The organism is Gillisia limnaea DSM 15749, from assembly GCF_000243235.1.
GTDB classification, from domain to species: domain Bacteria; phylum Bacteroidota; class Bacteroidia; order Flavobacteriales; family Flavobacteriaceae; genus Gillisia; species Gillisia limnaea.
This window is the reverse complement of sequence record NZ_JH594606.1, coordinates 1,057,876-1,069,831: the sequence shown is the minus strand read 5'-3', so window position 1 is coordinate 1,069,831 and position 11,956 is coordinate 1,057,876. Positions and strand designations below refer to the sequence as shown.

Below are 11,956 nucleotides of genomic sequence, written 5' to 3'. Positions count from 1 at the left end.
TCGGGATAAAATTCGTGGGCCCGCCCTTACCGAGCTTCTTGATTCAAAAAAAAATCAGCCTGAGATTATCTGGCTGATTTTTTAGAATATTTTTGAAATTTTTAAACTTCAGAAACAGCTGCTTTTATTCTTTTTAAAGCTTCTTCTATTTGCGATTCACTGGCAGCATATGAAAGTCTTATGCATTCCGGGTTTCCAAAGGCATCACCTGTTACAGTTGCAACAAGGGCTACTTCCAATAAGAACATAGAAAAATCTGTAGCATCTTTTATATGGTGTCCTTTAATTGTTTTTCCGAAGAAATACGAAATATCAGGGAAAACGTAAAAGGCTCCTTCTGGCTCTGTGGTTTTAAAACCTTCTATTTGATCCAGCAATGAAAGTATCAATTTCCTACGTTCTTTAAAGGTGTCAATCATAGGCTGGATTTTGCTAACAGGCGCTTCCAGAGCAGTGATAACTGCGCGTTGGGCAATACAGTTGGCTCCGCTTGTTATCTGGCCCTGCATTTTATTACAAGCGCGGGCGATATATTCAGGTGCCCCTATATATCCTATTCTCCATCCGGTCATGGCAAAAGCCTTGGAAACTCCGTTAACCGTGATCACACGATCATACATATCTTCAAACTGAGCCATAGATGCGTGTTCCCCAACAAAATTTATATGCTCATAAATTTCATCACTCACTACAATTATATCTGGATATTTTACCAATACATCAGCCAGGGCACGTAATTCTTCCTTGCTAAAGATCATTCCGCTGGGATTGCAGGGAGAGCTGTACAAAACCATTTTGGTTTTTGGTGTGATCGCCGCTTCAAGTTGTGCTGGAGTGATCTTAAAATTATTTTCAACAGTTGTAGGAACTTCCACAGGAATTCCCTCGGCAAGTTTTACTATTTCTGCGTAGCTTACCCAGTACGGGCAGGGCAATATCACTTCATCTCCGGGATTTAAAATCACCATGGCAGCATTAGCCAAGGATTGTTTAGCCCCAGTAGAAACTACGATTTGAGCGCGGTTGTAGGTAAGGCCATTATCCCGTTTAAATTTCGTGATTACGGCATCTTTCAACTCTACATAACCGTCAACCGGGGAATAGGAATTGTAATTATCATTAATAGCCTGTATTGCGGCTTCTTTTATAAAATCGGGGGTGTTAAAGTCCGGTTCTCCCAGGCTTAAGCCTATAATATCTTTTCCTTCTTCTTTTAACTCACGGGTTTTGGCCGCCATTGCCAGGGTTTGTGAGGTGGTCATGTTATTGATTCTGTCGGATAGTTGTTTTTGCATGAAATACGGTTGGTTTTTGAATATTTTTAAGCAGAAATTACGGGTTTTGACCCCATTTCTTTTAAATGGCTGAAATGAGCAATAATGGCTGCACGGGTAGTTTTGTATTCGTTGTAAGGTAAATTACATTCTGCAGCGGTTTCTTTAACTATTTTGGCGATTTTAGTGTAATGGATATGACTTATATTCGGAAAAATATGATGTTCTACCTGGTGGTTTAGTCCGCCGGTAAACCAATTTACAATTTTGTTTTTGGTAGCGAAATTAACGGTAGTATATAGCTGATGTATCGCCCAGGTATTTTTCATGGATCCGGTTTCATCTGGAATAGGCATTTGGGTTTTATTAACCACATGGGCCAATTGAAATACGATGCTTAGAATAAGACCTGCGGTATAATGCATCACAAAAAAACCAATCAAGATCTTCCACCAGGCTATGGACATGAAAAGCATAGGGATCAAAATCCATATAGCGAGATAGATCGCTTTGGTAACAGCAATGATGCTCCATTGTTTTGCAGGAGAAGGTAATTTCCCGTAGGCCAGCTTTCTGGATAAATAGCTTTTGGTTTGTTTAAAATCGGTAGTAAGCGCCCAGTTAAAGGTTAGTAAACCATATAAAAACACCGAGTAATAATGTTGAAATCTATGGAATTTTGACCATTTGGAGTGTTCAGAAAAACGGATGATTCTGCCTGCGTCCAGGTCTTCGTCGTGCCCGTGTATATTGGTGTAGGTATGGTGCAAGACGTTATGCTGAACCTGCCAGTTATAAACGTTTCCGGCAAGTACATAAATGGTTCCTCCCATTAGGTTATTGACCCATTTTTTAGATGAATACGAACCATGATTTCCATCATGCATCACATTCATTCCAACTCCGGCCATTCCTGCGCCCATAACGATGGTTAGTAATAAAAGCCACCATTGCGATATATCCAGGGTAAGAATTAAAAAGTATGGCACCAAAAAAAGGGAGAACATAACAATCGTTTTGAGATGCAATTTCCAGTTTCCTGATTTGGATAAGTTGTTATCGTTAAAATAAGCATTTACCCGTTTATTGAGTGTTCGGAAAAATTTTCCCGAATCAACTCTCGAAAAGCGAACGGTTTCATGATTCATAGACATAAGATAAAATTCAATTGAACAAAGATAAAACATTAATTGTGCCGATACCAAAATACGGAGAAATTAACGTTGCAATTTCAGTACTTTTGCAACAAAATAGAAGAACGTGGAGCTTATAAAACAATATTTCCCTCAATTAAACGAAGTTCAGCTAGAACAATTCAGCAAGTTACAGGAGCTATATAAAGACTGGAATCTTAAAATAAATGTGGTTTCCCGAAAGGATATAGACGAACTTTATTTGCGTCATGTGCTGCATTCTCTTGGGATAGCGAAAGTACTTGAATTCAGGCCAGATGCACATATTTTAGACGTAGGAACCGGCGGAGGGTTTCCAGGAATTCCTTTGGCAATTCTTTTTCCTGAAACCAGTTTTCATTTGGTGGATTCTATCGGAAAAAAAATAAAGGTTGTGGATGAGGTCGTAGAAGGTTTGCAGCTCACAAATGTTAAAACCACCAATGCCCGTGTAGAAGAGATCAAAGGTAATTATGATTTTATTGTTAGTAGGGCAGTGGCAGCGATGCCCACTTTTGTGCATTGGGTGAAAGGAAAGATTGCCAAAAAAAGCAATCACGAACTCAAAAACGGAATTTTATATCTTAAAGGAGGGGATCTGTCTGAAGAATTGGAGCAGTACAAATCTGCAGTGATTTATCCATTAAAAGATTATTTTGAAGAAGAATTTTTTGAAACAAAAAAGATCGTTTATCTACCAATGAAATATAAAGGATAATTGTATGCTACCTTAGGATGTTTCGAATAAATTTTAAGGAATAGTTATTCAAATTGCTGCAAAGTTTTCGATTAGAATTAAAGAAAAAAAGCCTGTGCTAAACAGTTGTTAATTATTTCTTAAAACAACTTATAATACTATTTCTCATCGTACTTACTATTCCTGCTGATATTTCAGAAAGTATGATCCTCACAAAGCCTTCAGTTCTTCTTGGGTAGAGTTAAATAAGTTAAATGCCCGGTTTTAGCAGCGCTTAATTCTTAAATTTCAAAAAGGATTAGAAACTGTAAAATGGGACATTTAGAAAAAACCACAAGCTTGCTTTATTCAATTCTGGAAAAGAACTACCGTGATTTCAGAATTTATTCCAATGCCTCAAAACATTGTAAGAGACTGCTTTTTCGTAATTTTCTCATTAAAGTGGCTCATCAAAAAAAGTCTTTTAGCAAGAGAATAGAACAGGAAATTGAGAGCCTGGAAAACCAAAATAATATAAAGGGAGAAGGGAAAATTAACTTAAGGCGCGAATGGAAAAATATTCCTGGTCCTGTTCTTCCTGTATTTAGAATCGAAAAAGACGGGATCATTAAAGAATGTTACCGGAGAGAAAGACAAAATATTGGATTATATCAAAATTTATTATCCAGAATAAGTTTAGGAGAGATCCGCGAAATGCTCTTATTTCAAAAACATTCCGTCCAACTTACCCTGCAGGAAATTGAAGGTTTTGGATTGAATATTTACGAAGATTTGGAAGAGGAAAATGGCGAAGGAGAAAAGAAGTATTTGGGAATTTAAAGTGCAATCGACTTTGCATTAATATGGTATAAAAGAAACCCGGAAGTTTTTCGACTTCCGGGTTTTTTTTTTGAATACAACTTTTTCTATTTCATTAAAAGGATGTTTTTGGAAACCATACCTTCAACGGCATATACTTTAACCACATAAATTGCAACCGGGTGGTCTTTCACCTGCAATATCATTTCTTTTTGATTGGAGGTTGACGTAAAAGATTCCATTCGTTGTCCAAGCAAATTATATATTTCTACCTGTTCTATTTGCATCTCATAAGGGTTTAAGATCATAAGTTGATGTTCATTTTCTGCAAAGATCACATCTATGGTTCCCGGAGGAAGTGGATTGGGCAGATCAGGATTGGGTTTTTCAATTGGATTGGGTTCTGGCTCCGGATCCGGTTCCGGATCTTTTTCTTTTTGAAATACAAGTGCGAAGCGATCAAAAGTCTCACCGGCCTCCAGCTCTAACTCATATTCTGATGTTCTTAAGTTATGATAGGTTTGAAAAAGTGAATCTTTAATAAAAATATTGAGGTCCTCCGGAACATTCTCGAGTCCCCCAATTTCGATTTTAATAGTTCCATTTTCCTTTGTATGAATACCAATAGGAAATGTCTGATCCAAATTATAATTAGGTACACCTTGAATCACAAATTCTCTGGAATTGATCAACCAATACATGTCCTCAGGGAAATTATCATTTAAAGGAGCATCATAGCCTACGTCATATTCATTGGTAGTATTTTTATCTGTTGCTATAGCTATTTGCCTGTTATAACCCAACGGCGAACGGAAATTAAGACGAATTACCTTACTTCTTTCTTCTTGTTCTTCTCTATTATTATTCTTTCCTTTGGATGGGTATTCAGGTTTTAAAAATTGAGAATCAGATGTACCTTCTAGTGCGAATTTTCTTTGTGAATTCTTAAAAAGGATTCCTTCAGGATTTACTGAAGTTACATTTCCTAAAGAGGGATCAATAACCGTATTTATAAAAAATCCCTGTCCAACCGGGATATACCTCTGAGGAATCCGTTCCTGATTAGTAAAGTAATCTGTGCTGCTTTCTCCTGTACTGTTAATACGATCATCGGTCGCTGCTGCTGCCACACCAACGTTGATAACTCTTGCCGCATATCCACCCACATAATCTGCAAGAATGTGAGTTTTACCTGCAAAATGGTCCCAGAAGTAAAGGACTCCGTTAAAATTAATCTTGGAATTGTGACTATTGTTCGAAGCGTTATCTTTAATAAATTGATCCCCATCAATGGCAGATGGGTAGGGGTTACCAATTAGGTAATTTTGATTAGTCAAGAGACCAGCAAGGTAAATATCCCCATTATTTGGAAAACCTTTAAAAGTATAATTCTGAAGTTTTCCCTCAGAGATATGTATATCTTCAGTACCCTTCATTGTGTAACCTTCACCTATTTTAATTGGGGTGTAACTTCCAATTGGTTCCCAGGCACTATACTGATTTGCCGTTTTTTTTCTGAAAGTGTTGATCCAGTAATCACTTATTTTGATAGGATTAGCCTTTGGACCATCAGCATGGGTATGCGGCCATGCGAAATTTATAATTTCAAATACTCCTGTTCCTACTTTTGTGCCATCAAACATAATTTCATTGACCTTATAATCAGTTCGTATAGAATCTGGCGCCACTGGGGAACTCCAATAGTTATAGTTGAAACTGCTGGCTGTTCCCTGTTGGTCTTTTTCTATATTCCCGGAACCTTTAATTATGCTGCCTCCGGTTTGCACTAATTGGGATTCCCCATCCAGGTCTATAACTCCATTTAGTTCCAGGTAATGCGTGATTCGCAGCTCGTTGCCGGAGTTATTGTTGACTCCATTCATAGTTAATTGCGTTCCGTTACCAGAAAGCAATCCTAGTAGTTTTATGACTTTATTATTGGAATTAATATTGTCCTTTTGAATCGCAATATTCCAATCTATTGGCGTTCCGTTAATTCCAGTATCATTAGGGAAAGTCCAGAATTTATTGGAGTTTGGATCCCAGGAATTACGGTTGTGCCAGGTTCCGGCTGCTTGAGATTCATAAGGTAGGGGAGCTGTGTTTTCCTGATTTGTTTCAATATTTCTTAATTCCCCCGGGACACCCGACATTCCAAAATTAGGCGTTTTACCGGCCTGAGGTTTTATTTCATTCTTAAAAGGAATGTACCCCTCTGTTTTAGGTTCTTGTGAAATCAATGGTAAATATCCAATTAATTCACTCCAAAGAATTTTAGCCCAGGGTTTATTAGTTTGGTCCAGGTGGAAATTATCTTCATCCTGGAGATAGCTTTTATCTCTTATGGGTAAAACTTCTCCTTTAATATAGTCTGAACCTATAACATCCTCCGGTTTTTCAGGAATTTCGATTCTCTGGTTCATCATAAATCGAAGTTGCTCCTCAGTAAGCGCTATTTTCCATAATCTAACTTCTTCGATCCAGCCGTGAAAATAGTTTACAGGAACGTCGGGATTATCGGCATTATACATTGCCCCGATAATGGCAGGAGCATTAACTACTGCAGGATTAGTTGAGGTAGCATTACCTACTCGAATTCCGTCTACATATAAGCGAATATTTCCGTTATTATAAATGGCTGCAATATGATGCCATCTATTGGCTGTGACTTTATGGGAAGTGGTAACTGATTTATTACCCCATCTAAAGGTGGGAGCACCACTGTTTATTATAAGGTCCAAACCTTTGCTTAGATCTTTGCTGTTTCTTTTGCTGAAAATTGTTCTGGTGTTGTTGATGGATTTTGGTCTTATCCAGGCTTCAATACTAAAGTTTCCTGAGGTGAAACCGTAATTGTCGCCTAAAAAAACGTGGTCGTCTATTCCGTCAAAATCCAGAGTGCTGCAGTCTTCAGAAAAGCTAATAGAAACTGAGTCAATTTCAGGAGGACAGGTGTCATCATCAGTAATAATCCAGTCTAAGATATAATCAGTAGAAGCATTGCCAGTAAAAGTTGTGTTAGGGTCATTATCATCTTCAAATGACCCACCATTTCCTTCAGAAATTTCCCATTTTCCGATTCCAATTTCAGGTGTGTTTGCGGATAATAGCGCTTTTGTAAAACCACAATTGAACTGCTGATCCTCTCCCGCATTAGAAATTAATTCCTCAGGCTCTATTATTGTAAATGTCTCTTCTATTTGACAACCATTGGCATCGATGATTATTACTGTGTATATTCCTCCGGAAAGGTCTGTGACCTCTTGTCCTGTTTGCCCATTACTCCAGAGGTATTCATAATATTGGTTGTCATTACCATCTAATAGAGGGGTACCTCCACTAGGATTTAAAACTTTTGCAGAAGTAGTTTTTCCAAAACAGATTTCTTCGAATTGGACATCTTCGATGCTAATTTGATTCGGTTCGCCGATAGTTAGCGGATCTATATTTAAAGTTTTTCCATCACTATCCCTTACAATTAAGTTGTTATAAGTTTCAGCTGAAAGATTAAGAAAGGTATTCGAAGATTGATAATTGGCTCCACCATCTTTACTATATTCATAAGATCTGGTTCCGCCGCGGGCGTTTATAATTATACTTCCTGAAGCATCATTAAAACATAAAGCATCCTGAGGTGTGGCCGTTGCTGTAAGGGGTGTTGGAACGGAGATTTCGGTGTTGAAGCCTAAACAATGCGGACCATTCTTACCATTTCCTCTGCCTCCGCCATTACCGTTTCCTTTGGTCCAACTAAAATTGGCGAAGGTTATAGATAATTCATCCCCACACTCCCAATTAATTTGATCATCATCTGGTCCCACTTGAAAAATAGGAAAAAGTCCTTCTTTTACATTATCACCATTGTATACACCTATTGCTTGATATAAGGTGGTTTCACCATTTTTTTCTATTGTGTATTTAATTTCAGCTGTAAGGCTGTGCATTTGGGAGATTTTAGTAATATCAATGTATAAATAGATATCCCTATTATCATCGCATTCATCGATTTCAATTTCGGATCTATCTATGTTTGGATTTCCATTATAATCATATCCGAAAAAGAAATTTTCTATATTAAATTGAATATCCTGAGCATTCCCACAAGGTTCAAAACACTCTCCTACATAATGTGAGAAAGTATGTTCTGAGGTTACACCTGACTCATCGGTGACCCATAATGTTATTGTTTTTGTGCCAGGAGAATTGTAAAAAACCCTTAATTTATCATTGTAATTAAGTTCATCATTCTCATAGGGAATTTCATCATTTTCATCAATAATTAAATTTGGAGTTGCTCCACTTCCAAAGCTCCATCTGTATTTAAAATCTTCTTGAGGATCTCCGACCCCACCACGCATACTTTCAATGTCAATATAAAATTCTGATGCTCGAATATCGTCATTATTGCTAGCACAATATGAACTTTCTAATATATAAGCATCAACTTCTTCAATAACTTCAAATTCTGACGGTTCAGATACACAAGAGTTAGCGTCTGTAACTACTAGTTGATAATTTCCAGCGGGAAGGCTATTGGCTCTTTGTGAGGTTTGTAACACTTCACTCAAAGAATTATCCTCATTAATTCTTCTCCATTCGTATGTGTAATTTGGGGTTCCTCCCGAAACTGTTGGTATTACACTTGCTGTAGTTGTGCCATATTGTTGAGTTCTTATGTTTTCTGGAAGACTTACAGAAATGTGAGAGTCGGGTTCCTGAATTTGGATTGAATTTGTTAGTTCTACAATACAACCATTATCATCTTGCAATTCGATTTGATATAATCCTGTTTGTAGATTTCCAATAGACTCAGTACTTTCAGTCCATTCAGTGGTGCCTACTATTCTAAAATATACTTCTCCTCTTCCGCCACTTAAATTATTTAGAGAAATACTACCATCGCTGCCCTCAAAGCAGCTCACATCAGTTTTATTAAGCGTGGCATTTATTACATCGGGCTCTTCAACATTTATAGTTACCTGAAGTGCACAATCATTTGCATCAACGACAAAAATTGTATGCGTGCCGGCTTCCATATTACTAAATTCTCCGGTACTATTCCAGTTTTCGTTATCCATTGAATATTGATAATTTCCGTTTTCATCCAATGTTCCTCCGGATACAGTTCCTGCGCTTATAGTTCCATCATTGCCTCCAGAGCAGGAGGCTGGAGTAGAACTGGGATCGGTAGTCATTTGTAAATCATCAGGCTGGCTGATAATAAATGGTAGTTCTATGGAACAGCCATTTTGATCGGAAACTGTTGCCATATAATTTCCGGGTTTCAGATTATCCTTAGAATTTCCGGTACCGGATAAACTGCCCCAATCGTAAATTAGATTTCCAACGCCCCCGTTAGCTGTTACCACGGCTGAACCATTGTCAAAACCAAAACAACTTATATCAGTTGTTTCAATTTCGGCTACTATCGGATTAATAGTAATAGTCTGCTCCAAAGTATCAAAATTACCGGAATTATCAGTAAAAGTCCAGGTAATAGTACCTGTTTCGGTAAACGTAGTAGATCGGCTAGGTTGTCCGGTTATCTCACCGCCGCAATTATCCTGAGCCACGGGTGCTTCTACAGTGTATTCACATCCCCAGGTAATATTGTCTACAGTAGGTAAAATAGGTTTAATATTGTCTTCCACCGTTATAGTTGCTGTTCCTGTATTAGAGTTATCATTATTGTCTATTACGATAAGGGTGACGGTATTAGATCCAATATTAGTACAATCGAAATTGGTAATATCTAAAGCAGTCGATTGAATTCCGCAGGCATCGTTTGAGCCATTGTCAATATCTGTCGTAATTATAGTTGCCTGTCCGTTTTCATCAAGTTGAACGGTAATGTTTTTTGTATTAACTACTGGTGCTACATTATCTTCAACAGTCACTATTGAGGTAGCTGTGCTTGTTTTTCCGTTGTTATCTGTTACTGTTAAAGTAACCATGTTGGAACCTATATTTGAACAGCCAAAAGTATTTGGCACGACCGACATAGAAGCAATTCCACAGGCATCGGAAGAACCATTGTCAATATCGGCAGCTGTTATAGAAGCATTTCCTGAAGGATCCAACTGGACGGTGCGGCTTTTAGCAACAGTATTTGGAGCAACATTGTCTTCTACAGTCACTGTTGAGGTAGCTGTGCTTGTTTTTCCGTTGTTATCTGTTACTGTTAAAGTAACCGTGTTGGAACCTATTTGTGAACAGCCAAAAGTATTTGGCACGACCGACATAGAAGCAATTCCACAGGCATCGGAAGAACCATTGTCAATATCAGCAGCTGTTATAGAAGCATTTCCTGAAGCATCCAACTGGACGGTGACGCTTTTAGCAACAGTATTTGGAGCAACATTATCTTCAACAATCACTGTTGAGGTAGCTGTGCTTGTTTTTCCGTTTGTTATCTGTTACTGTTAAAGTAACCGTGTTGGAACCTATATTTGAACAGCCAAAAGTATTTGGCACGACCGACATAGAAGCAATTCCGCAGGCATCGGAAGAACCATTGTCAATATCAGCAGCTGTTATAGAAGCATTTCCTGAAGCATCCAACTGGACGGTGACGCTTTTAGCAACAGTATTTGGAGCAACATTATCTTCAACAGTCACTGTTGAGGTAGCTGTGCTTGTTTTTCCGTTGTTATCTGTTACTGTTAAAGTAACCGTGTTGGAACCTATATTTGAACAGCCAAAAGTATTTGGCACGACCGACATAGAAGCAATTCCACAGGCATCGGAAGAGCCATTGTCAATATTAGCAGCTGCTATAGAAGTATTTCCTGAAGCATTCAACTGGACGGTTATGTTTTTAGCAACAGCATTTGGAGCAATATTATCTTCCACAGTTACTGTTGCCTTGGCGGTGTCTGTATTGCCGTTGTTATCTGTTACTGTTAAATTATACGTGCCTGCAGGTACACCATTAAGATCTTTGGTTGTTGGTCCATTGCTCCAGGAATATTTGTAAGGGGAGGTTCCTCCGGACACAGACATAGTTATTACTCCATCTGCATTATCGCTGCAAGTGACGGGAGAGATTTGCTGAACTTTGACCAGTAGTTCTTCGTTTGTTGTGGAAGACATCTTTAGTCCATTAACCGAGAGAGGAGAAATAGGGCTTATTCCTGTTCTGCCTTTTTGCGCTGTTTCCACAGGCTTATTAGCCAGAGGTTCAGTTTTCCCTATATTTTCTAAAAAGATCTTCTGATGGACGATCTTGCTTAAATCGAATTTGGTAGTTTCCGATAAAATAAAATTGGTAAAACCCAGAAATGCAATTAGTACAAGAATGACTTTTACCCGGGGGGTAATTTTGCCCATACGCTAAACCTTTATAAATATTTGCTAAAATTAGATATAAAAATTTAGAAATAAGCGGTTTAGAGAATAATTTTAAAGTTTAAGTGCGATTTTATTCGATGAAATGCGAATATCTATAAACTATGTAGGAATTATCTTGTTAATTACTTAGGATGATCTTTCTGGTTATCACTTTTCCTTTGGCATATAATTTCAGGATATATACCTCTATGCTATAACCCCGCACCGGTAATTTGATTTCTTTTTCATTGGAGATTCGGTCATAATTCTCCAGCAGGTTTTCATTGGGATCAATAAATACAGATTTGAAATCTCAATTTCATCGGGGTTCAGTATTTGTAATTCGCGCCCGGTTTGGGAGTGACGCACCTGTAATACGACGCCATAATTTATTTCCCACGGAACTGCATCCAGCAGTTTCAATACTTCTTCTTCGTTAAAGAAAACTATTTCAAAACAGGCGGTCTCCCCGGGCCCGGAAGTTGATATTTAGGGCTATGTTCCATTATCCCTGATGCTGTCCTGTAATGTATTATTGAGATATATTCTCAAGGATGCCTGTCCATTTTTCAGCCTTTTGAGTTTGATACGAAAAGGTTTAATCTCCTTAATCCCTCATTGAGGGTTTAACCCGTCTGACCGTCGGGCAGGTTCCCCGTCCCAATAGCTCGGGATGCCAGGAGTTT

At 38.1% G+C, this 11,956-nt stretch carries 6 protein-coding genes; 2 read left to right on the top strand and 4 right to left on the bottom strand.

Annotated features, from left to right (window positions below; translation table 11 throughout):
- Positions 1-101: 101 nt before the first annotated feature.
- Entirely contained in the window at positions 102-1,295 is a 1,194-nt protein-coding gene (locus GILLI_RS06500; protein WP_006988312.1) for a pyridoxal phosphate-dependent aminotransferase, read from the bottom strand.
- A 26-nt stretch (positions 1,296-1,321) separates the two neighbouring features.
- On the bottom strand, positions 1,322-2,422 hold the full coding sequence (locus GILLI_RS06495) for a fatty acid desaturase family protein (RefSeq protein WP_040506467.1): 1,101 nt from the start codon (positions 2,420-2,422) through the stop codon (positions 1,322-1,324).
- Positions 2,423-2,534: 112 nt separating this feature from the next.
- On the opposite strand from GILLI_RS06495, the gene rsmG reads away from it, so the two are divergent.
- Complete coding sequence (gene rsmG / locus GILLI_RS06490) at positions 2,535-3,164, top strand: 16S rRNA (guanine(527)-N(7))-methyltransferase RsmG (RefSeq protein ID WP_006988310.1); 630 nt, start codon at positions 2,535-2,537, stop codon at positions 3,162-3,164.
- 291 nt (positions 3,165-3,455) lie between these two features.
- Positions 3,456-3,962, top strand: a complete 507-nt coding sequence (locus GILLI_RS06485; RefSeq protein WP_006988309.1) for a DUF2383 domain-containing protein — start codon at positions 3,456-3,458, stop codon at positions 3,960-3,962.
- 86 nt (positions 3,963-4,048) lie between these two features.
- Here GILLI_RS06485 and GILLI_RS06480 read toward each other — a convergent pair whose 3' ends face one another.
- Complete coding sequence (locus GILLI_RS06480) at positions 4,049-10,318, bottom strand: LamG-like jellyroll fold domain-containing protein (protein WP_006988308.1); 6,270 nt, start codon at positions 10,316-10,318, stop codon at positions 4,049-4,051.
- The gene (locus GILLI_RS06475; protein ID WP_006988307.1) at positions 10,308-11,270 is read right to left on the bottom strand and encodes a SprB repeat-containing protein; all 963 of its coding nucleotides are present in this window, start codon (positions 11,268-11,270) and stop codon (positions 10,308-10,310) included. The genes GILLI_RS06480 and GILLI_RS06475 overlap by 11 nt, the downstream gene beginning before the upstream one ends.
- Between the last annotated feature and the right edge of the window lie 686 nt (positions 11,271-11,956).